This is a genomic window from Sphingosinithalassobacter tenebrarum, from assembly GCF_011057975.1.
In the GTDB taxonomy this organism is placed as follows: Bacteria; Pseudomonadota; Alphaproteobacteria; order Sphingomonadales; family Sphingomonadaceae; genus Sphingomonas; species Sphingomonas tenebrarum.
Window position 1 is genome coordinate 18,796 of sequence record NZ_CP049109.1, and the last position, 20,770, is coordinate 39,565.

A 20,770-nucleotide genomic window follows, 5' to 3' on the forward strand; every position below is an offset into this window, starting at 1 on the left:
ACGCAAAAGGGGATGCGCGTGCGACTGGCCGACGTCACCGCGCGCATGACGCGAACCAGCTTTCTGCGCTTTTCGCTGATGCTCGCGGCTGCTAGCGCACTGGCGCTGGCGGGCCTCGCCCGTCTCGATGCCTCGCCGCACATCAGTTTGCGCGATATTGCCGCCACGCCTTGGCGCGCGCTCCTTCCCCATGTTTTCGCCGGACTGCTCGCAGCATGGCTCGCTGCCGCTCGACTGCATGATATGAACCGGCGCGGCTGGGGAGCGCTGCTCGCCTTCCCCCTGGCCGCCGGCCTTGCGCTGCCGGGCATCGCCGCCGCGCCCTTTGGCACGATCGCGGCGATCCTCTGGCTCACCCTGCTGGTTTCCCCCGCGACGATCGGCCCCAATCGCTTCGGCCCCGATCCGCGCGGCTGGCAATCGCAGGCACAGTTCGATCGGCAGGCCGAGCTGCTGGCCGAACAGACGAAGCTCGCCATGCTGGGGCGGCGGGGTCTGCGCTATTACAGGTAGGCGCGCCGGTATAAGGGGACGCGATGACTCGTCACGTCGCGCCGACCATCCGTATCGCCGCCGCCCTGATCGATGACGGCGAGGGGCATATCCTGCTCGTTCGCAAGGCCGGTTCGCACTGTTTTATGCTCCCGGGCGGCAAGATCGAGCCGGGCGAATCACCGGCCGCAGCGCTGATCCGCGAGCTGCGCGAGGAGCTCGGGCTCGCGATCGACGAAAGCGCACCGCGCCTTCTGGGCAGGTTTCGCGCAACGGCCGCCAACGAGCCCGGACATATCGTCGAGGGCGACATCCACCATCTGCGCCTGGCCCGCTTTGCGGCAGCGCCCGGCGCCGAGATCGCCGAAGCGCGCTGGGTGACGCCCGAAGCGGCCCGCGACCTGCCGCTCGCCAATCTCCTGCGCGATCATGCGCTACCGCTGTTCGCCAGGCTCGCGCGGTAGCAGTCGCCTTCGCCCCACCGTTACCCGTCGGGCCCCCTTTTCCCGCGCGCGCGATGCGCGTATAGCGCGCGTCATCATGGCATCGTCACCTGTATCCGTGTCCGCTTTGCACGTGCCCGCCGACTGGCGCGACTTTCTCGCGCTGACCAAGCCGGGCGTGATGCGGCTCGTCGTCTTCACCGGCCTGTGCGGCATGCTCGCCGCGCCGACGCAGATCCATCCCGTGCTCGCCTTCACTGCGATCCTGTGCATCGCGATGGGCGCAGGCGGTGCGGCGGCGCTCAACCAATGGTATGAGGCCGATCTCGACGCGAAGATGAAGCGCACGCGCGGACGCCCGCTGCCCGGCGGCCGGATGGAGCGCCAGTCGGCGCTGCATTTCGGCGTCGGCCTGTCGGTCGCTTCGGTCGTGCTGATGTATTTCGCAGTCAACCTGCTGTCGGCCGCGATCCTGACCGCCTCGATCCTCTATTACGTCGTTGTCTACACGATCTGGCTCAAGCGCCGCACGCCGCAGAATATCGTGATCGGCGGCGCGGCGGGTGCGTTTCCGCCGCTGATCGGATGGGCGGCGGCGACGGGGCAGGTCTCGCTGCTGCCGGTACTGCTCTTCGCACTCGTATTTCTCTGGACGCCGCCGCATTTCTGGGCGCTCGCGCTGTTCGTGAAGAGCGACTATGCCAATGCCGGCGTGCCGATGCTGCCCGTCGTCGCCGGCGAGCGGGCGACGCGGACGCAGATCGGCCTTTACACTGTCCCGATGATCGCCGCCGGGCTCGCGCCCTGGGCGCTGGGGCTGACCGGGGCGATCTACGGCGTCGCCTCGCTGCTGCTCAACGGCGTGTTCGGCGCGCTGGCGCTTGCGGTGATGCTTCGCAAGACGGGCGAGAACGACACGATGAAGCCCGAAAAGCGGCTCTTCGCATGGTCGATCCTCTATCTTTTCCTGATCTTCGGCGCGCTCGTCGCCGATCGGTGGGTGCTGGCATGAGCGACCATCGCAATGACGATCTGATGCACGGCGGCACCGCGGAGGCCGAACCGACCCGGGCCGAAACCGATGCGCTGATCCGCAAGCGGCAAAAGTCGCGCGCGCTGGTCACCGCGGTGCTGCTCGGCGCCTTCGTGGTGCTCGTTTTCGCCATTTCGATCGTCAAGATCGCGACCGGATACGCGACATGATCAGCCGCAAGGTGCGCACCGGATTGCTCGCCGCCGCCGGCGTCGTCGGGATGACCGGCCTCGGTTTCGCCAGCGTGCCGCTCTACCGCGCCTTCTGCCAGATCACCGGCCTCAACGGCACGGTCAGTCGCGGGCTGCAGGCGCCGGGCGAAAGCGGCCAGAAAGTCACCGTCAGCTTCGATTCGAACGTCGACCCGCGGCTCGACTGGGAGTTCAAGCCCGAACGGCGGTCCGACACGATCGACATCGGCGGACGCGACCTGGCCTTTTACTTCGCGACCAACAACAGCGACCAGCCGGTGACGGGGCGCGCGACCTACAACGTCACGCCCGCGCGCGTCGGCAAATATTTCCGCAAGATCCAGTGTTTCTGTTTCACCGAGCAGACGCTGCAGCCCGGCGAAACGGTGAAGATGCCCGTCATCTTCTATGTCGACCCGGCGGTCCGCGACGACCCCGACACCGCCGATGTCGAGGAAATCACGCTTTCCTACACATTTTACCCTGTGGATTCGGGCCGAAGCCCAAGCTAGAGGGTTTGCGATACCAAGCGGCATGGGGCATGCCGTTTCCGCTCCACGGCGGAAGAACGATCAAAAGGGACAATCGATGGCCGGCGCCAAGAACCACCAATATCACATTCTCAACCCCAGCCCCTGGCCGCTGATCGGCTCGATGGCGGCGCTGGTGATGACGACGGGTCTCGTGATGATCATGCACGAAATGCCCGGCGACTGGTGGGTGTTCGGCGCAGGCCTGATCGGCGTTCTCTTCACCATGTTCTCCTGGTGGGTCGATGTGATCAAGGAAGCCAATGGCGGCGATCACACGCCGGTCGTGCAGCTGCATCTGCGCTACGGCATGATCCTGTTCATCGCTTCCGAAGTGATGTTCTTCGTCGGCTGGTTCTGGGCGTGGTTCGATTTCGCGCTGTTCCCGGCAACCGTCGATGCAGTCGGCGGTCAGTGGCCGCCCGCGGGCATGGAAGTCATCAACGCCTTTGAACTGCCGCTGCTCAACACCTTCATTCTGCTGCTTTCGGGCACGACGGTCACCTGGGCGCACCATGCGCTGATCCACGGCGATCGCGACGGATTGAAGAAGGGCCTGTGGCTTACGATCATCCTCGGCCTGATCTTCTCCTCGATCCAGGCCTATGAATATATGCACGCGCCTTTCCCCTTCGCCGCGACGAGCGAAGGCGGTTCGAACTATGGCGGCGCCTTCTACATGGCGACGGGCTTCCACGGCTTTCACGTGATCGTCGGCACGATCTTCCTGATCGTGAACCTGATTCGCGCCTATAAGGGCGACTTCACGCCGCGCCAGCATTTCGGCTTCGAAGCCGCCGCCTGGTACTGGCACTTCGTCGACGTCGTGTGGCTGTTCCTCTTCGTCTCGGTCTATGTCTGGGGCGGCTGGGGCGCTCCGGTCCACGGCTGATGCGCGAGCGCTGGCACCTCGCGCAGATCAACATCGCCCGGCTGATCGCGCCGGCCGATGCGCCCGAGGTCGCCGGCTTCTTCGCGCAGCTCGACCGCGTCAACGCGCTGGCGGATGACGCGTCGGGCTTCGTCTGGCGGCTGCAGGAGGAAGGCGGCAACGCCACCGGACTGCAGCCGACTCCCGATCCACGACTGATCGTCAACATGTCGGTCTGGAGCGATGCCGAATCGCTGTTCGAATTCGTCTATCGCAGCGCGCACACGCCGGTGATGGCCAGACGCCGCGACTGGTTCGAACGGTTCGAGAGCGCCTATCAGGCGCTGTGGTGGGTGCCCGCTGGCCATATCCCCGATGTCGACGAAGGGCTGGCGCGGCTGTGGATGCTCGACCGATTCGGGCCGAGCCCCAATGCCTTCACCTTCAAGGCGCGCTTCCCGGCCCCCGGATCGGGCGCTCCCCCGATCGACATGAAACCGGACCCGTGGTGCGTCGGCACCGCCTGAAAAGCTGATGACGCAATCCGAAGACCCATCCGCCGGCCCAGCGGCACCTCGTCCTATCGATTCGGGCCTGAAGGGTGCCTGTCCGCGCTGCGGCGCGAAGACCCTGTTCGCGAGCGTCGCCAAATATGCCGACAAGTGCAGCACATGCGGGCTGGACTATGACCAGTTCAATGTCGGCGACGGACCGGTCGTCTTCCTGACACTCGGCATCGGCACGCTGGTCACTGTCCTTGCGATCATCGTCGAACTGAGCTTCGCGCCGCCCTTCTGGGTGCATGCGGTGCTGTGGATTCCCCTGACCGCGATTCTCGTCGTCGGCACCCTGCATTTCGCCAAGGGGCTCCTGCTCGCACTCGAATATCGCAACAAGGCGGCCGAGGGGCGCATCGCGCGGGACGAATGATGCCGCGCCTGCCGCTTCTGCCCACGCTGATCGTCGCGCTCGCTGTCGCAGCGATGATCGCGCTGGGTTTCTGGCAGCTGGATCGCCGTACCTGGAAGCTGGCGCTGATCGAACAGTTTTCGGGCAAGCTTGAACAACCCGAAATCGCCTTTCCCCGCCCGCCGGTAGGTGAGCAATATCTGTTTCGCCGCGCCAGCGCCTTCTGCCTGCGCCCGACCGGATGGGATCGGCGCGCGGGGCACAGCGTTGATGGTACCACCGGCTATCGCATGATCGCGCAATGCGCGACCGGCGGCGGCGAAGGCCCAGTGCTGCTGGTCGACATGGGCGTGACCAACGATCCCAACGCTCAGCCCGACTGGAAGGGCGGCGAAGTCCACGGCGTGATCGCCGCCGCGCCGGGCAGCGAATCGCTGATCGGTTCCGCCTTGAGCAACGAAGCGGCCCCGACCATGCTCATGCTCGTTTCCGACACGCCGGCGCCGGGGCTCGAAGCAACGACACCACCGGACCCGGCCGGCCTGCCCAACAACCACCTTGCCTATGCGGTGCAATGGTTCCTGTTCGCGGGCGTCGCGGTGATCATCTATCTGCTCGCGCTGCGCCGGCGACAGCGGAAGGAGGAAACCCCGGGCGAAGGCGCGGCCAAGCCCTAGTTTCTTGCCGCCCGCCGCCACCCCCGCTAAGCGAGCGCCCACCATGCGCTATCAGAGTACCAGAGGCGCCGCGCCCACGCTCGGCTTTCGTGACGTCACGCTGACCGGCCTGGCGGCCGATGGCGGACTCTATGTTCCCGAATCCTGGCCGGCCTTTTCGACCGACGACATCGCCGCGCTGCGCGGGCTGAGCTATGTCGAAACCGCCATTCGCGTGATGGCGCCTTTCGTTGGCGAGGACCTGACCGAGGAAGAGCTGCGCGCCCTGTGCACCCGCGCCTATGGCCGGTTCGCGCACGCCGCCGTCACACCGCTCGTCCAGCTGGATGAACGCAACTGGCTGCTCGAGCTGTTCCACGGCCCCACGCTCGCGTTCAAGGATGTCGCGCTCCAGCTGCTCGGCCGCTTCTTCGAGAAATTCCTCACCGGGACCGACACGCATCTCACCATCGTCGGCGCGACGTCGGGCGATACCGGCAGCGCCGCGATCGACGCCGTGGCGGGCCGGACGGGCGTCGATATCTTCATGCTCCACCCCAAGGGGCGCGTGAGCGACGTCCAGCGCCGCCAGATGACCACCGTCCTCGCCCCCAACGTCCACAACATCGCGATCGAAGGCAGTTTCGACGATGCGCAGGCGCTGGTGAAGGCGATGTTCAACGATCCTGCCTTTTCGGCTCGCTTCCGCCTGTCGGCAGTCAATTCGATCAACTGGGCACGGCTGATGGCGCAGGTGGTCTATTATTTCTACGCCGCCGTCCGGCTGGGCGCGCCCGAGCGCAAAGTGGCCTTCTCGGTCCCGACCGGCAATTTCGGCGACGTTTTCGCGGGCTATGTCGCGGCGAAGATGGGGCTGCCGGTCGAAAAGCTGATCGTCGCGACCAACGTCAACGACATTCTCCACCGCGCGCTTTCGAGCGGCGACTATTCGACCGGCACGGTAACGCCCACGGCCGCGCCGTCGATGGACATTCAGGTGAGCTCCAATTTCGAGCGGCTGCTGTTCGATCTCGCCGGCCGCGACGGCAACGCGATGGCCGGGCAGATGCGCGGTTTCGAATCGAGCCGCGCAATGCGCCTCACCAACGCGCAGCGCGAAGGGGCCGCCGCGCTCTTCGCCAGCGACCGGGTTGAGCCCGGCCATATGAACGAAGCGATGCGCTGGGCCGCGTCCGAAGCAGGCAACGTCATCGATCCGCACACCGCGATCGGTCTCGCCGCCGCGCGCCGCGTCGATCTCGACCCCGCCGTGCCGGTGGTGACGCTGGCGACCGCGCATCCGGCGAAATTCCCCGACGCAGTCGAACGCGCCACCGGCAGCCGCGCGCCGCTGCCGGGCCGCGTCGGTGATCTGTTCGAACGGCAGGAGCGCTATGATGTGCTGCCGGGGACGTATGCGGCAGTGACGGAGTATATCGCGGAACGGGCGGTACCGAAGGCGTGATGTTCACCCCCCTCCGTTGGGTTCGAGCGCAGGATCGAGCTTGTCGAGATCCGAAGTCGAGAACCGGTTCACGACGGTCGCTTCTCGACTTCGCTCGAAGCTGCTCGAACCGAACGGGGAGGGAAAATTGCAGCTAGTCACCCTCACCGGCGAACCCTGGGCCGATTACGGCCTGATCGATTGCGGCAACGGCCGCAAGCTCGAACGCTATGGCGACTATCGCTTCATCCGCCCCGAACCGCAGGCGATGTGGGCGCCCGCCAGCGACGCCTGGGACGCGCATGGCGAATTCGTGCCCGGATCGGACGAGGATGGCGGCGGCCGCTGGCAGTATCACCAGCCCACGCCGCGCGAAGGCTGGCCGCTCAACTGGCGCGAAGTAACTTTCACTGCCCAGAACACCCCCTTCCGCCATCTCGGCTTCTTCCCCGACATGGCGCCGGTGTGGGACTGGATGCGCGGCAAGCTCGATGGCGCGCACGCGCCCGAGTGCATGAACCTGTTCGGCTATACCGGCGTCGGCACGCTGGCATTATCGGCGGCTGGCGCGAACATGGTCCATGTCGATGCGTCGAAGAAATCGGTCGAGGCGGCGCGAAACAACGCCATACTGTCGGGCATGGCCGATCGGCCGATCCGCTGGCTGGTCGAGGACGCGGGCAAGTTCGTCGCGCGCGAGGTGCGGCGCGGCCGCCGCTATGACGGCATCCTGCTCGATCCGCCCAAATATGGGCGCGGACCGGGCAAGGAAATCTGGCAGCTCGAAACCGGCCTGCCGCAACTGATCGCCGATTGCCGCCAGCTACTCGACGAAAATTCGCGCTTCTGCTTCCTCACCGTCTATGCCGTCCGCATGTCCGCGCTGGCGATCGGCGAGCTGATGCGCCAGCATTTCGCCGATCTGGGCGGCACAATCGAATGCGGCGAACTGACAGTGCGCGAGGAAGCGCGCGGGCTGCTCTTGCCCACCGCTATCTTCGCGCGGTGGAGCCGCTAGCTCCGCCCCATCCGAATCGCCGCACCCGCCACGAACGGACACCCCGCCACCAGCAACAGACTGACAGCGCCAAGCAGCTTGAGCGCACTCGCCTGCCCGTCGAGCGATCCGGCGCCGAAGATCAGCAGCGGCACGGCAAAGGGCAGCATCACTAGCCCCGCCAGCGCCCCCGCGCCGCGCAGCCCCGCGACCAGCGCCGCCGTCGCCACACCGAGCGCCGCCAGCCCCGGCGTGCCGATGGCGAGGGCCACCAGCACCTGCCCGAGCTGCTCGCCCGACAGGTTAAGCAACGCCGCGGCAATCACAGTCGCCGCCAGCAAAGGCGGCGCGAAGCCCAGCCAGTGCCCCGCCATCTTGGCCGCCGCGACCATCGTGTCGGGTATGCCGCGCACGGCATATTGATCGAGCACGCCCGTTTCCTGATCGGGCGCGACCAGCCGCTCGACCGGCAGCAAAGCCGCGAGCACCGCCGCCGCCCAGATCACCCCGCCGCCCACGCGCGCGAGCAACTTCCCGTCGGGCCCGATCGCGAAGGGAAAGAGAATCGCCACGAGCAGGAAAAAGGCGACCGGGAAGACCAGCCCCCCCGAGCTCCATGCGCGCCGCAATTCGCGCCAGGCGATGGCGGTGAAGCCGGTCATGCTTCCTTGCCCCCTCCGATCGGTTGGGGCTGAGCTTGTCGAAGCCCCGTCCTTCTTCTCGCAACCTTGAAAAAGGCAGGACGGCCCTTCGACAGGCTCAGGGCCAACGGGAATGATAGCCGGAACGTCACGATCCCAGCTCCAGCACCTTCGCCCCGGGCAGCGCCACTGGCAGATGCGTCGCCACCAGCGCGATTCCGCCAGCTTCGCGATGCGCCGCAATCAGCGCCTCGAGCACGCCCACCGAAGCGACATCAAGCCCGTTGGCCGGTTCGTCGAGCAGCCAGATCGGCGCCCCGCTCGCCACCACCCGCGCCAGCGCCGCACGCCGCCGCTGGCCTGTCGAAAGCAGCCGCACCGGCACATCGGTCAGGTCGGCAAGCCTCACAGCCGCCAGTGCCACGGTCACGGCATCGCCGTGCCCGTCCATCGCAGCCCAGTATCGCAGCCCCGCGCCGAGCGGCCGTTCCGCATCGAGTGCCGCGCTTTCCGCCATCAGCGCCCGCGCGCCTTCGCATTCCACACGTCCCGCTGCAGGCGCCAGCAGGCCTGCGACAACGCGGATCAGGCTCGATTTCCCCGCCCCGTTCGGCCCCGTCACCTGCGCCGCCTCGCCCGGTGCCAGCGCCAGCGACACGCCCTTGAACAACAGCCGTCCACCGCGAAAACAGGCCAGATCGTGCAGAGCGAGAGCCGCGTCAGCGCTCAATCCGCCGACTCCTCGAGCATGTGCATATCATCGTCGGACAACCCGAAATGATGCCCCACTTCATGCACCACGACATGATTGACCATCTGCGCAGGTGTCACGTCTTCCTGTACCGCCGCGGCCAGCATCGGCTGGCGGTACAAATGGATGCGGTCAGGAAGCCCCCCGCTGTCGAAGCTCGACTTATCGCCGATCGGCAGACCGTGATACAGGCCGAGCAGACCCCAGCGGCTGTCGATCCCCATCCGCTCGAGCGTTTCGCGATCGGCGAACTCCTCGACAATCAGCACCACATTTCCCAGATGGGATGCAAAGGGCTCGGGAATGCGCGCCAGCGCGGCGCGCGCGAGCCGTTCGATTTCATCCGCGTCGGGTTGATGGCCATGCCCAGTCATGGGTCCGCCATAGGCCGCGCGGCAAAGCAACGGCAAGGAGTGAAACATGGTCGACCAACTCAGCGACAAGGCACGGCAGAACGCACTCGCCGAGCTGGGCGCGTGGATTCACAATGCCGAACGCGACGCGATTTCACGCCGCTTCACCTTCGCCGACTTTTCCGAGGCCTTCGCGTTCATGGCGCGAGTCGCGCTGCTCGCGGAAAAGGCGGATCACCATCCCGAATGGTCGAACGTCTATAATCGAGTCGACATATTGCTGACCACGCATGACGCTGGCGGGCTTTCGCAGCGCGACGTTCAGATGGCGCGCGATATCGAAGCGCTGCTTTCCTCCGACTGACGCTTGGCGGGAACTCTTTGCCGCCCTCGTCCGCTGACAGGCTATGGCAGAATTGTCCCAGACGCTCCCTTCGCGGCGCGCCAGGCTGCGCGCCTTCGTTCGACTGAAGCTCGAAAACCGGCTGTTGCGCGTCGTCCTGGTGGCCGCGGTCCTGGGGATCGTCGCGCTTGCCTGGTCGCTGGCGCGCGTTCCCGAAGCGCGCCACCGGGTGATGCTGGGCAAGGGCGTGGCAGGCGTCGACGCAACGATTCCGGCAGCCGAGATCGAGACTCCGGCGCCATCGCCGATCGCAACGGCGACCCGGCGTGTCGCGGAAGGCGTGTCGCGGATGCTCGGCACCGGCGAGGCGAGCTATTACGGCCCCGGGCTGGTCGGCAATCCGACTGCCAATGGCGAACGGTTCGATCCGTCGAAGATGACCGCCGCGCACCGCACACTGCCGATGGGCAGCCGCGTGCGCGTTACCGACACGCGCTCCGGGCGCAGCGTCGTCGTGCGGATCAACGATCGCGGCCCCTATCACGGGCGGCGCGTGATCGACCTGTCGGAAGGCGCCGCGCGCAAGCTGGGGATACTCGACCGCGGCACTGCGCGCGTCCGGCTCAGTTTGCTGATCTGAGCCCGTTCACCGGCGCAACCCGCTGCCGCGCAGGCGCGCGCGCAGCCGACCGGGAAGCCAGCGCGTGGCGAACCGCAGCCGCTTTGCCGTTTTTCCCACCGGAACATGCAGCGCATCGCCGCGCACTGCCTGCCAGGCGGCTTCGCCGACCGTTTCGAGCGGCGTGAATTCCAGCCCCATCGCGCGCACGCGATCGCGAACCTGCAAATTGGTGCCGGTGACCGCTTCGTCGAGCAGCGGCGTGTCGATGAAACCGGGCATCAGGCAGCGCACCTTGATCGCGTCGCCCGCCCATTCCGCGTCGAGCGATTCGCAAAGCGCCTTCACGCCCGCCTTCGTCGCCGAGTAAATGGCCGCGCCCGGCGTACCCCATATCGCGGCTGCCGAGGCGGTGTTGAGCAGGCAGCTTCCCGGCGTCGCCTTGAGCCAGCGATACCCGGCATGCGCGCCGTGCACGACTCCCATCAGATTGATCGCCACGATCCGCTCGAAATCTTCGGTCGACGTCTGCGCGAAGGGGCCGGAAACGGCGATCCCGGCATTGTTCATCAGCACATCGATACGACCGCCGCTCGCTTCGGCGAATTCAGCCAGCGCGCCGTCCCACGCCGTCCGGTCGCGCACATCCAGCAGATGCCGCGTAACCGCGCCGTCGGGGATCGAGGCGGCGGTTTCCGCCATGCCGTCAGCGTTGATGTCGGCCAGCCCCACGCGCCAGCCCTCGCGCGCGAAGCGCTGCGCTACCGCCCGTCCGATGCCCGACGCGCCGCCGGTAATGAAGATTGCCGGTACCTCTCCGCTCACATCCGCTCTCCGCTGTTTTTTGACCTTTGCGCCTTCATCCCCCACTATCGCCTCAGATGCCAGATTCCGCGAGCCACCTGGGACAGTCGGTCAGCTTCGACCATATCGTCAAAAGCTATCCCGACGGGACCGTGGCGGTCGCCGGCGTAACGCTGGAAATCGAAGCGGGCGCGTTCGTCGCGCTGGTCGGCACCTCGGGCTCGGGCAAATCGACATTGCTCAAGATGATCAATCGGCTGATCGACCCGAGCGAAGGCGCCGTCGCGATCGGTGACGCGCCGGTTTCGCAGGAAACGCCTTACGCGCTGCGCCGACGCATCGGCTATGTCTTTCAGAATATCGGGCTGTTTCCCCACATGACGGTGCGCGAGAATGTCGCCATCGGCCTGCGGCTGCGCGGCGACGACGAACCGAAAGCGACACAGGCGCGCGTCGCCGAACTGCTCGACCTGGTCGAATTGCCGCAGGAAATGGCCGATCGCCTGCCCGAACAGCTTTCGGGCGGGCAGCGGCAGCGAGTCGGCGTGGCGCGCGCGCTGGCGACGCGGCCGGGGCTCTTGCTGATGGACGAACCCTTCGGCGCGCTGGACCCGGTGACGCGCGACAGTCTGGGCGACGCGATCCGCGCGATTCACGATCGTCTCGGGCTCACCACGATCATGGTGACGCACGACATGGCGGAAGCATTGCTGCTTGCCGATCGCGTGCTGGTGATGTCCGAAGGCGAAATCGTCGCCGATGCGACGCCGCGCGAACTGGTCAGCGGCGATTGCGGCGAGCAGGCCGATGCGCTGGTCGCCGTGCCGCGCGCGCAGACGCAACGGCTGAGGGAACTCGAACACGAATGAGCGCCGCCTGGTCCCGCGTGCCGGAGCTGCTGGCGCAGCATCTGCTGCTGTCTTTCGCGGCATTGCTGGTCGGGCTGGTCGTAAGTCTGATCCTGATCATCTGGTCGGCGCGCAGCGCGACCGTCGCGCGATTCGCGCTGGGGTTTGCCAGCCTTATCCAGACCATCCCGTCGCTGGCGCTGCTCGCGCTCTTCTATCCGATCCTTCTGTGGATGCGCGGCATCGTCGGCGAAGGGCTGCCGGCGCTCGGTTTTCTGCCCTCGCTGCTGGCGCTGTCGCTCTATGCGATCCTGCCGATCCTGCGAAACGGCGTCACCGGCCTGGCCAATCTCGATCCGGCGGTGCGCGAAGCGGCCGACGGAGTCGGCATGACTCCGCGCCAGCGATTGCTGATGGTCGAAGCGCCGCTGGTCGCGCCGGTGCTGATGGCGGGCATCCGCACCTCGGCGGTATGGGTGATCGGCGCCGCGACGCTTTCGACCACGGTGGGCCAGCCGAGCCTGGGCGACCTCATCTTCACCGGCCTCCAGACGCAGAACTGGACGCTGGTGCTGGCCGGCTGCATCGCTTCGGCCTTGTTCGCGCTGGGTGTCGACGCGCTGCTGGGCATTGCCGAACACGGCATTCGCGTGCGCAAGCGCTGGATGGCGTTCGGCAGCCTCGGCGTGCTGCTGGCGGGCGTGCTGGTCGCGCTCGTGCCGATGCTGCCGAGCGAACAGAAGACCGTGGTGATCGGTGCAAAGGGCTTTGCCGAACAATTCATCCTTGCCCGGGTGATCGGCCATCATCTCGAGGATGCCGGCTATCGCGTCGAATATCGCGAAGGGCTGGGTTCGGCGGTCGTTTTCGGGGCGCTCAAGAACAATGATATCGATGTCTATGTCGATTATTCGGGCACCGTCTGGACCAACTATATGCATCGCGAGGACGTGCCCCCGCGCCCCGAGATCGTCGACGGCGTGAGCGACTGGGTGGCCTCGCAGCACGGTGTGCGGATGCTCGGCGCGCTCGGATTTGAAAACGCCTATGCCTTCGCGATGCTCGGCGACGATGCGGCACGGCGCGGAATTACCAGAATCAGCGACTTGCGCGGGATTGCCCAGGAAATGACGCTGGGCACCGACCTGGAATTTCTCGAACGTCCCGAATGGGCGGCGGTTCGGCGCGCCTATGGCCTGCAGTTCGGAGACGCGCGCCCTTACAATGTCACGTTCATGTACCGCGCCATCGCGAGCGGGCAGGCCGATGTGATCACTGCCTTTTCTTCCGACGGGCGGATTTCGGCCCAGAATCTGAAGGTGCTCGAGGACGATCGCGGCGCGATCCCGGGTTATGACGCGATATTGCTGGTCGCGCCGCGCCGCGCCGACGACGCGAAATTCACCGCCGCGCTGCAGCCTCTGCTTGGCGCGATCCCCGTCGATGCGATGCGCGAGGCCAATTACATGGTCGATCGCGAGGACGACAAGAAGTCGTTCGAATATGCCGCCCGCTGGCTGGAGGAAAAGCTGGGAATCGCGCCCTAGATCGCCACCCAGCGCCAGATACCCGCCACCCAGCCGGCGAGCGGCAAATGTGCCCAGGTCGCGACCAGCCACAGCACCAGCGCCCCGATCCACACCAGTGCACCCGGCCAGGCCGCAGCGCCCTGCGCCGTACCCGCGCGGATCGCGCCGAACGGCCAGTAACTCGTCACTGCCTGCCAGCGCGGCCAGAATTGGGGCTGGAGCTTGCGTTTCTTGGCGTCCTGCAACGCCGCGCCGACCAGCGCGAGAATCAGGATCGCTGCAGTCAGCACAAGATTGGCGGGGATCGGAAACACCGCGGCATGAACCAGCGCCCAGAGCGCGAAGGCCCACATCATCGGATGCCGCGTAATGGCAAAGACGCCGCGCGGGCTGGGCACGGCTTTCGGCCTGCCGGTGGGATCGGGCAGCGCCGGATTGCCCCGGAGCGCACCGACGAACAGGACCGAGGCCAGCAGCATCACCAGCGTACCGATGGCCCAGAGCAAGTCGCCGACTGCCCACAGCGGCGCCTGCGGCGGCATCGCCGCATAGGCATGCGCCATACCGCCCAGCGTGATCAGCGCGACGAGCGAATAGACGCCCAGAAACGCCGTCTCGCCGATCGCCGCGACGATCGGCGCGCGCAGCGGATGGCTGAGAAGGAAATGCAGCCCCACGAACGCGATACTCGCAACGATCAGAAGCAGCATTTCCCCCTCCCCCTATCTCACGGGCGCGTTTCGCCCGACGTGTTGACGCCCGCCGCCGCCGGCTCGGCGAGTTCGCCTTCGCCGAGCATGTCGTCGCCGACATTGTCGTCCGACAGCGTATCGAGATGCATCCAGCGCTTAACCAGCGGCGAAACCACCAGCACCAGCACGCCGACGCCGACCGCGAACCAGCCGATCGAGTTATACACCGACAGCGTCAGTTCGCGGGTCATCTCGCCTTCCTCGCCGCCGGTCGCGGCGCCGATCATCCCGGCGACATAATTGCCGCCCGCCGTGGCGAAGAACCAGGCGCCCATCACCAGGCTGGCGAGGTGCATCGGCGAGAGCCGGTTCATCGCGCTCAGGCCCACCGGCGACAGGCAGAGCTCGCCGGTCGTGTGCAGGAAATAGATGGCGAAGACGAGGATCACCGGCACCAGCACGCCCGGGCCGACCGCATTGGCGCCCCAGACGAAGACCAGGAAGCCGAGCCCCACCTGGAGGATGCCGAGGCCGAATTTGAACGGCGTCGAGGGTTCGAGCCCGCGCTTGGCGAGGAATACCCAGAGGCCGGCGAAGACCGGCCCCATCGTCATGATGAAGATCGAGTTGATCGACTGGAACAGCGAAGCGGGCACGCCCTGGCGATCGACGAAACGATCGGTGAACAGGTTGAGCGAACCGCCCGCCTGTTCGAACAGGCCCCAGAAGACCGGCTGCAGCGCGACGAGGAAGATGATCGCGAAGATGCGGTCGCGCGCTTCCTTGTCGAGCTTGAAGGCTTCGTAGAGGACATAGCCGAGCAGCAGCACCGCCGAGACCAGCATCAGCCAGCCGACGACCGACTGCGCCTGCAACAGCACCCACATCACTGCCACAGCGACGATACCCGTGATGTAGAGCAGCCATTCGAGCTTGATGCCGGCAATCGGCTTGGCCAGCACTTCGGCCGAAGGCGCTTCGCCGCGTCCGCGCAGCATCGGCTTGCCGAGCACGAAGACGACCAGGCCGAGCAGCATGCCGATACCCGCGGCACCGAAGCCGTAGGACCAGCCGACCGTCTGGCCGAGATAGCCGGCGAGGATCACGCCCGCCGCGGCACCCAGGTTAATGCCGATATAGAAGATCGTGTAGGCGCCGTCGCGACGCACGTCGGTACGCGGATAAAGCTGGCCGACCATCACCGAGATATTGGCCTTGAGGAAGCCGGTGCCGACGATGACGAAGCTGAGCGCCAGCCAGAAGATGTTGATCGTGTCGTCGGCCTGGCCGCCATCGCCTTCGATGGTCATCAGAAAGTGGCCGATGGTGATCAGCACGGCGCCGAACAGCACTGCCTTGCGCTGGCCCAGATAACGGTCGGCCAGATAGCCGCCGAGCACCGGAGTGATATAGACCAGGCTGACATAGGTGCCGTAGATCAGATTGGAGCTGCTGTCGTTGAACAGCCAGTGCTGCGTCAGATAGAAAATCAGCAGCGCGCGCATGCCGTAATAGGAAAAGCGCTCCCACATTTCGGCGAAGAACAGGATATAGAGGCCCTTGGGGTGGCCGCCGACTTCCTCTTGCGGCCGAGTGATCGCGAAAGCGCCGAGCAGCAGGAAAAGACCCAGGATGGTGGCGGCTATCGCCGCGATCCAGTCGCCCTCGGCCCAGAGCGCAATATCCTTAAACCCCATAAACTGACCCCTTTTCGCCCGATGGGCGCGGAAAATGTGTATGCCGGGCCCTCGCCCGGAAATTGGCGCGCAGCCTAACGGCCAAATTCGCGCTGTGAAGCCCGGTTGTTGGCTGGCTAACCCGCTGTTAGGGCAAAGCTATGCATTTCAACGACGCTTCCACTCCGCTTTCGCTGCTGCGCACGCGCCGTTCGGGCAAGCCGCGCGACCTGGTCGCGCCGGGACCGGACGAGCAGCAACTGCGCGAAATGGCCGCGCTCGCCACGCGCTCGCCCGATCACGGCAAGCTCGCGCCGTGGCGCTTCGTGATCGTGCCCGGCGATATGCGCGCGGCGCTGGCCGAGGCGCTGGTCGCGGCGCAACGCGCCGACAATTCCGATTGCACCGAACGCCATGACGAAGCCGCGCGCGAATTCGCCACCCAGGCCCCGGCGCTGGTCGTTGTGCTCTCCTCACCCACGCCCGATCACAAGATTCCGGTGTGGGAACAGGAGCTGTCGACGGGCGCGGCCTGCATGAACCTGCTCCATGCGGCGCACGCAATGGGGTTTGCCGGCGGCTGGCTGACCGGCTGGGCGGCCTATTCGGATCGCGTGCGCGACCTGTTCGGGCAGGCGCCCGAACGAATCGCGGGCTTCGTCTTCATCGGCACCCCGGCACGCGACCTGCAGGAGCGGCCGCGCGGGCTGACGGATCGAACCGTCACGCTATGGCGTTGTACGGGGGTGGACTAACCCGCCATTTGGTGTATTAAACCAGCATGACAGCCCTAGAGCATGATGATTCGCCTGTATATTTGAAGCTGCGAGCGATTATTGCAGCTGCGATCCTGCGCGGGCAATATTCTGCCGGTGACCAGCTTCCTTCGGTACGCGCGCTGGCCGCCGAGCACGGCGCCAATCCGCTCACCGTGGCCAAGGCCTATCAGAGCTTTCAGGACGACGGCTATGTCGAGGTGCGGCGCGGGGTCGGCATGTTCGTGCTGCCCGGCGCGGTAGAACGGCTGCGCGTCGCCGAACGCGAGCGCTTCCTCAACGGCATGTGGCCCAAGGTGCGCGATCATATCGCGCTGCTCGGGCTCGACGCGCGCGAATTGCTCGACAACGAACTGGCATGAGCCATGACGGGGCATCGGCCCCGCCGGACCGGCGCGCCTTCCTGCGGCCGATATGGGGCTGGGGCCTGCTGCTTGCCGGCATTCTGACGATACAGAGCGTCGCCGCACGCCCTTTCTACATTCCTTCCGCTTCGATGATGCCTGCGCTTGAAAAGGGCGACCGGCTGATCGCGTCGAAATATCCCTATGGCTGGTCGTGGGTATCGCCGGTAATCCGCGTCACCGGGCCGGTGCCCGGCCGGCTGATGGGCAAGCTTCCCGAGCGCGGCGACATCGTGATCGTCGCGCGGCGCAGCGATGGCGCGGACCTGATCAAGCGCGTTATCGGCCTGCCCGGCGACACCATCGCCGTGCGCGACGGCATTGTCGTCCTGAACGGCACGCCGGTTCCGCGCGAAGCGCGCGGCCCCGCCCGTATCGCAATCGACCCCAATGTTCCCTGCGACGCGCCGGACCTCGCCCGCTTTCGCTTTCGGGGAGCGGACGCGCGCGAATATTGCGGCGTCCCGGTCTATCGCGAAACGCTGCCCAACGGCGCGCGCTACGACACGATCGACCTGGGACGCGGATATGAAGGCGACCGTTTCGGCCCGATCGCAGTGCCGGAAAACCACCTCTTCCTGATGGGCGACAATCGCGACCAGTCGGCCGACAGCCGCTTTGCGCTATCCCGCGGCGGGCTGGGCGGGCCAGTGCCGTTCGAAACGATCGGCGGTCGCGCCGAATTCATCACCTATTCGGTCGACGGCAGCGGCCGCTGGATCAACCCGGTGAGCTGGTTCACAGCGATGCGCGGCGATCGCGCGGCCGAGAGCCTGCGCCCGGTACGCTGACCCACCTGCGAACCGTCACGCGGTCCGGCGCTGCGAGGGCGTGGGGGCCGCGGCGACATCGTTCCCGGCATGCAGTGTCCGCTCGGCCTCGGCCATATAGTCGCGCGTGATCGGCAAGGCCCGGCGCGAACGCGCGAACTGGAGCTGGTAGTTCACCATCCCGCCTTCGGCGAAGCTGATATGGGAGCCGGCGAGATAGAAGATCCACATACGGTAGAAGCGCTCGTCATAAAGATCGACGATCGCGTCCTTCGCCGCCACTGCCCGGTCATACCAGTGTTTGAGCGTGTGCGCATAGTGCAGCCGCAGCACTTCCAGATCGGTCAGGAACATCCGCATCCCCTCATAGCCCTCGGCGATTTCGGACAGCGCGGGGATATAGCCGCCGGGAAAGATATATTTGGATGTGAAGGCGTCGGTGACGCCGGGACGCCCCGCCCGGCCGATCGTGTGGATCAGCATCACGCCCTCGGGCGTCAGCAGCTCGCGGCATTTGGCGAAGAAGGTGCGATATTGCGGCGTGCCGACATGTTCGAACATGCCGACCGAAACGATCCGGTCATACTGGCCCTGCAGGTCGCGATAATCGACCAGCTCGAACCGGACATGATCGGAAACGCCCGCTTCGGCGGCGCGGCGCCGCGCGACCTTCAGCTGTTCCTCCGACAAGGTGACACCGGTCACGTCGGCGCCCGTCTTTTCGTGCAGATACAGCGCCATGCCGCCCCAGCCGCAGCCGATGTCGAGCACGCGCATCCCCGGCTCGAGCGCGAGCTTGGCGGCGATATGCGCTTTCTTGTCGCGCTGCGCCTGTTCGAGACTGTTGCCGGGATCGGTAAAGTAGGCGCAGCTATATTGGCGATCGGCATCGAGGAAGAGGTCGTAGAGGCGATCGGACAAATCGTAGTGATGCGCGACGTTGCGCTTCGACCGGCGCGCCTGGTTAACGCGGCCGAGCCGGAAGGCCAGCCCGTTCGCGACCCGGCGCAGCGGCCCGGGTTCGAGAACCGGCGCGCCTTCCTCCCAGCGGGTATTGCGCGCGATGATCGACAGGACGCCGAGAATGTCGCCCTCCTCGATCACCAGCTTGCCGTCCATGAAGCTTTCGGCGGTACCAAGGCTAGGTTCGCGAATGATCGCGCCGGCAACCCCCTTTCCGAGGCGGATGGTTGCGGGAGCGAGTTCGGGGTCGGGTGCGCCGAAGGTCCGGCGGCTGCCATCGGTGTGGATGACGGTCAGTTCGCCGTGCTTGATCGTGCGCCCGAGATAGCGGTCGATCAGTGCCATGCCGCAAAGCTAGGGGGTAATCCGTAGTTGTGCCATAGGGATTGGCCGATTTTTACAATCGAGCGAATCGATCAGATGCCGGCATACCAGGCGTAATCGGCGCGATCCTCCCAGAAACCGCCCTTTCCCGCGCCGATTGCGTCCAGGCTTGCAACGGCTTCAACCCGCATCACGAATTTTGCATGCTTGTAGCCGAGCTGACGCTCGACGCGCAGTCGCACCGGCGCGCCATGCCCGACCGGCAATTGCCGACGGTTCATTGCCCAGGCGAGGATCGTCTGGGGATGATAGGCATCGACCAGGTCGATCGATTCATAATAAGCGCTTGCGCCGTGACGATCGGCGCAGTGGAAGACGATATAGTTCGCTTCCTCGCGCAGCCCGGCGAGATCGAGCAGATGCGCGAGCCGCGGCCCCTGCCACTTGCCGATCGCGCTCCATCCCTCGACGCAATCGTGGCGCGTGATCTGCGCGCGTTGCGGCATCGTCTGCAGCTGGCGCAGGCTGATCGCAAGCGGACGACGCACCAGCCCGTCCACTTTCAGCCGCCAGTCGCGAAAGCCGGTGGCGAGATGCGCGCGATAGGCCTCCGTCCCCGGATTGGTCGCGCCGTTGGTGCGGAAACGCGGGCTCATCTGATCAGGACGATATTCGGGCGCGAGCGCATCGCGCCCCTGCAGCGTGCGCTGCAGCCCGCGATGCAAATCCGCGCCGGTGAAGAGCAGGTTCCTGGCGGTTTCACTACGTCCGATCGCGTCGCACCCGGCCAGCAGCGCCCCCGCGCCGGTCACCAGCCCCGCCGTCATCGCGCGACGGGTGATCAGGCGGCTCATTCTTCCTCTCCTTCGGGCACCTGCCAGCGCCCGGTGATCATCGAGCGCACTTCGTTGATCGGCCCGGCCAGGATCACCAGCGTCAGGTGCACGATGATGAACAGCGTCAGCAGCGACGCGCAGATGAAATGCACCGACCGTGCCGACTGCCGCCCGCCGAAAATGTCGAGCAGCCACGGCCATGCCGCATCCATCCCGGGCGAAAGCGCCAGACCGGTGAAGATCATCAGCGGAATCAGCACAAAGATCACGCCGACATAGCTCAGCTTCTGAAAGACATTGTAGCGCTCGGGATGCTCGGGATCGTGGAAGCGAAAGGCGCAATGCGCGCGGAAATCGCGCCATAATGCGCGCCAGTGCAATTCGGCCGGGCGCAGCCGCAGGTCACGCTGGAAATGCCGGTTGCGCAGGCTCGCGATCATGAAGGCGAGCAGACCGAAAGCGAAGACCAGCGCGAAGAACAAGTGCCAGCGCCGCGCCAGCGCAAGGCTGTAATAGCTCGGAATCGTCATTTGCCAGTCGCCGATGACCGGCCCGAAATCGACGAAGCGCGGCAGGCTGAGCCACGGCGCATCGTAATTGGCGCCGTAGCTGCCCCAGTAGAGATGCGGATGCGCGTCGGAAATAACCATGCCGCTGCCGATCAGGACGATCACGGCAACGGCGTTGAGCCAGTGCCAGAAACGCGTGGCGATGCGATGGCGGTATATCGGCGAACGCGCGGACTCCGTGCCGGTTTGGCGCAATTCCTCGTCCATCGGGCCTCTCGTTCGTCGCTCGCATGCCAGTCTAGCGGGTTTGGACCGCGCGGGTAAGAGGCCATGCCCGCCGGGCCCAAACGCCTCGCGGAAGGCCGT

General features: G+C 66.0%; 27 protein-coding genes. 18 read left to right on the forward strand and 9 right to left on the reverse strand.

Going from position 1 to position 20,770, the window contains the following annotated elements; translation table 11 throughout:
• Positions 1-18 precede the first annotated feature (18 nt).
• The 11 genes from G5C33_RS00090 to G5C33_RS00140 all read left to right on the forward strand — a co-directional run bounded on the left by G5C33_RS00090 (position 19) and on the right by G5C33_RS00140 (position 7,587).
• Complete coding sequence (locus tag G5C33_RS00090; protein WP_165325349.1) at positions 19-513, forward strand: DUF805 domain-containing protein; 495 nt, start codon at positions 19-21, stop codon at positions 511-513.
• 23 nt (positions 514-536) lie between these two features.
• Positions 537-956 carry an NUDIX hydrolase gene (locus G5C33_RS00095; RefSeq protein ID WP_165325350.1) on the forward strand — a complete coding sequence of 140 codons (420 nt, stop codon included), beginning with the start codon at positions 537-539 and terminating at the stop codon, positions 954-956.
• A 76-nt stretch (positions 957-1,032) separates the two neighbouring features.
• A complete protein-coding gene (locus G5C33_RS00100; protein ID WP_165325351.1) occupies positions 1,033-1,947 on the forward strand; it encodes a heme o synthase in 915 nt (304 codons plus the stop codon).
• Entirely contained in the window at positions 1,944-2,138 is a 195-nt protein-coding gene (locus G5C33_RS00105; protein ID WP_165325320.1) for a hypothetical protein, read from the forward strand. Before G5C33_RS00100 ends, G5C33_RS00105 begins: the two co-directional genes overlap by 4 nt.
• On the forward strand, positions 2,135-2,671 hold the full coding sequence (locus tag G5C33_RS00110) for a cytochrome c oxidase assembly protein (RefSeq protein ID WP_165325352.1): 537 nt from the start codon (positions 2,135-2,137) through the stop codon (positions 2,669-2,671). Before G5C33_RS00105 ends, G5C33_RS00110 begins: the two co-directional genes overlap by 4 nt.
• Before the next feature lie 76 nt (positions 2,672-2,747).
• Positions 2,748-3,581 carry a cytochrome c oxidase subunit 3 gene (locus tag G5C33_RS00115; RefSeq protein ID WP_165325353.1) on the forward strand — a complete coding sequence of 278 codons (834 nt, stop codon included), beginning with the start codon at positions 2,748-2,750 and terminating at the stop codon, positions 3,579-3,581.
• Entirely contained in the window at positions 3,581-4,087 is a 507-nt protein-coding gene (locus tag G5C33_RS00120; RefSeq protein WP_165325354.1) for a DUF3291 domain-containing protein, read from the forward strand. The genes G5C33_RS00115 and G5C33_RS00120 overlap by 1 nt, the downstream gene beginning before the upstream one ends.
• Before the next feature lie 7 nt (positions 4,088-4,094).
• The gene (locus G5C33_RS00125; RefSeq protein ID WP_165325355.1) at positions 4,095-4,490 is read left to right on the forward strand and encodes a DUF983 domain-containing protein; all 396 of its coding nucleotides are present in this window, start codon (positions 4,095-4,097) and stop codon (positions 4,488-4,490) included.
• Positions 4,490-5,146 carry an SURF1 family protein gene (locus G5C33_RS00130; protein WP_206518675.1) on the forward strand — a complete coding sequence of 219 codons (657 nt, stop codon included), beginning with the start codon at positions 4,490-4,492 and terminating at the stop codon, positions 5,144-5,146. The genes G5C33_RS00125 and G5C33_RS00130 overlap by 1 nt, the downstream gene beginning before the upstream one ends.
• Positions 5,147-5,189: 43 nt before the next feature.
• Positions 5,190-6,590 (forward strand): threonine synthase, encoded by a 1,401-nt coding sequence (gene thrC / locus G5C33_RS00135; protein ID WP_165325357.1) that lies wholly within the window; start codon positions 5,190-5,192, stop codon positions 6,588-6,590.
• Positions 6,591-6,717: 127 nt separating this feature from the next.
• The gene (locus tag G5C33_RS00140; RefSeq protein ID WP_165325358.1) at positions 6,718-7,587 is read left to right on the forward strand and encodes a class I SAM-dependent methyltransferase; all 870 of its coding nucleotides are present in this window, start codon (positions 6,718-6,720) and stop codon (positions 7,585-7,587) included.
• Here G5C33_RS00140 and G5C33_RS00145 read toward each other — a convergent pair.
• From G5C33_RS00145 to G5C33_RS00155, 3 genes are all read right to left on the reverse strand, one after another.
• The gene (locus G5C33_RS00145; RefSeq protein ID WP_165325359.1) at positions 7,584-8,228 is read right to left on the reverse strand and encodes a heme exporter protein CcmB; all 645 of its coding nucleotides are present in this window, start codon (positions 8,226-8,228) and stop codon (positions 7,584-7,586) included. The two genes, G5C33_RS00140 and G5C33_RS00145, sit on opposite strands and share 4 nt — an antisense overlap.
• Before the next feature lie 127 nt (positions 8,229-8,355).
• On the reverse strand, positions 8,356-8,937 hold the full coding sequence (gene ccmA, locus G5C33_RS00150; protein WP_206518600.1) for a heme ABC exporter ATP-binding protein CcmA: 582 nt from the start codon (positions 8,935-8,937) through the stop codon (positions 8,356-8,358).
• A complete protein-coding gene (locus tag G5C33_RS00155) occupies positions 8,934-9,332 on the reverse strand; it encodes a metallopeptidase family protein (RefSeq protein ID WP_165325360.1) in 399 nt (132 codons plus the stop codon). The genes ccmA and G5C33_RS00155 overlap by 4 nt, the downstream gene beginning before the upstream one ends.
• 46 nt (positions 9,333-9,378) lie before the next feature.
• Between G5C33_RS00155 and G5C33_RS00160 the strand changes: the two genes are divergently transcribed.
• Both G5C33_RS00160 and G5C33_RS00165 read left to right on the forward strand, forming a co-directional pair.
• Positions 9,379-9,675, forward strand: coding sequence for a 4a-hydroxytetrahydrobiopterin dehydratase (locus G5C33_RS00160; protein WP_165325361.1), 297 nt, complete (start codon positions 9,379-9,381; stop codon positions 9,673-9,675).
• 43 nt (positions 9,676-9,718) lie between these two features.
• Complete coding sequence (locus tag G5C33_RS00165) at positions 9,719-10,294, forward strand: septal ring lytic transglycosylase RlpA family protein (RefSeq protein ID WP_165325362.1); 576 nt, start codon at positions 9,719-9,721, stop codon at positions 10,292-10,294.
• Between the two features lie 6 nt (positions 10,295-10,300).
• On the opposite strand, the gene G5C33_RS00170 is transcribed toward G5C33_RS00165, so the two are convergent.
• A complete protein-coding gene (locus tag G5C33_RS00170) occupies positions 10,301-11,098 on the reverse strand; it encodes an SDR family oxidoreductase (protein ID WP_165325363.1) in 798 nt (265 codons plus the stop codon).
• A 56-nt stretch (positions 11,099-11,154) separates the two neighbouring features.
• Between G5C33_RS00170 and G5C33_RS00175 the strand changes: the two genes are divergently transcribed.
• On the forward strand, positions 11,155-11,946 hold the full coding sequence (locus G5C33_RS00175) for an ATP-binding cassette domain-containing protein (protein WP_165325364.1): 792 nt from the start codon (positions 11,155-11,157) through the stop codon (positions 11,944-11,946).
• Positions 11,943-13,472 carry an ABC transporter permease/substrate-binding protein gene (locus G5C33_RS00180; RefSeq protein WP_165325365.1) on the forward strand — a complete coding sequence of 510 codons (1,530 nt, stop codon included), beginning with the start codon at positions 11,943-11,945 and terminating at the stop codon, positions 13,470-13,472. The genes G5C33_RS00175 and G5C33_RS00180 overlap by 4 nt, the downstream gene beginning before the upstream one ends.
• Here the strand turns inward: G5C33_RS00180 and G5C33_RS00185 are convergent.
• Entirely contained in the window at positions 13,469-14,164 is a 696-nt protein-coding gene (locus G5C33_RS00185; protein ID WP_165325366.1) for an NnrU family protein, read from the reverse strand. The genes G5C33_RS00180 and G5C33_RS00185 overlap by 4 nt on opposite strands.
• Positions 14,165-14,181: 17 nt before the next feature.
• Positions 14,182-15,843 (reverse strand): peptide MFS transporter, encoded by a 1,662-nt coding sequence (locus tag G5C33_RS00190; protein WP_165325367.1) that lies wholly within the window; start codon positions 15,841-15,843, stop codon positions 14,182-14,184.
• A 140-nt stretch (positions 15,844-15,983) separates the two neighbouring features.
• On the opposite strand from G5C33_RS00190, the gene G5C33_RS00195 reads away from it, so the two are divergent.
• Genes G5C33_RS00195 through lepB form a run of 3 tightly spaced genes read left to right on the forward strand, consistent with a single transcriptional unit; the run spans position 15,984 to position 17,793 of the window.
• Positions 15,984-16,577: a nitroreductase family protein gene (locus G5C33_RS00195; RefSeq protein ID WP_165325368.1), complete on the forward strand. Its 594-nt coding sequence runs from the start codon at positions 15,984-15,986 to the stop codon at positions 16,575-16,577.
• A 26-nt stretch (positions 16,578-16,603) separates the two neighbouring features.
• Positions 16,604-16,960 (forward strand): GntR family transcriptional regulator, encoded by a 357-nt coding sequence (locus G5C33_RS00200; protein WP_165325369.1) that lies wholly within the window; start codon positions 16,604-16,606, stop codon positions 16,958-16,960.
• Complete coding sequence (gene lepB / locus G5C33_RS00205; protein WP_165325370.1) at positions 16,957-17,793, forward strand: signal peptidase I; 837 nt, start codon at positions 16,957-16,959, stop codon at positions 17,791-17,793. The genes G5C33_RS00200 and lepB overlap by 4 nt, the downstream gene beginning before the upstream one ends.
• Before the next feature lie 15 nt (positions 17,794-17,808).
• Here lepB and G5C33_RS00210 read toward each other — a convergent pair whose 3' ends face one another.
• From G5C33_RS00210 to G5C33_RS00220, 3 genes are all read right to left on the reverse strand, one after another.
• On the reverse strand, positions 17,809-19,080 hold the full coding sequence (locus tag G5C33_RS00210) for an SAM-dependent methyltransferase (RefSeq protein ID WP_165325371.1): 1,272 nt from the start codon (positions 19,078-19,080) through the stop codon (positions 17,809-17,811).
• 71 nt (positions 19,081-19,151) lie between these two features.
• Positions 19,152-19,913 carry a molybdopterin-dependent oxidoreductase gene (locus G5C33_RS00215; RefSeq protein ID WP_165325372.1) on the reverse strand — a complete coding sequence of 254 codons (762 nt, stop codon included), beginning with the start codon at positions 19,911-19,913 and terminating at the stop codon, positions 19,152-19,154.
• Complete coding sequence (locus G5C33_RS00220) at positions 19,910-20,671, reverse strand: cytochrome b/b6 domain-containing protein (RefSeq protein ID WP_165325373.1); 762 nt, start codon at positions 20,669-20,671, stop codon at positions 19,910-19,912. The genes G5C33_RS00215 and G5C33_RS00220 overlap by 4 nt, the downstream gene beginning before the upstream one ends.
• Positions 20,672-20,770: the final 99 nt, after the last annotated feature.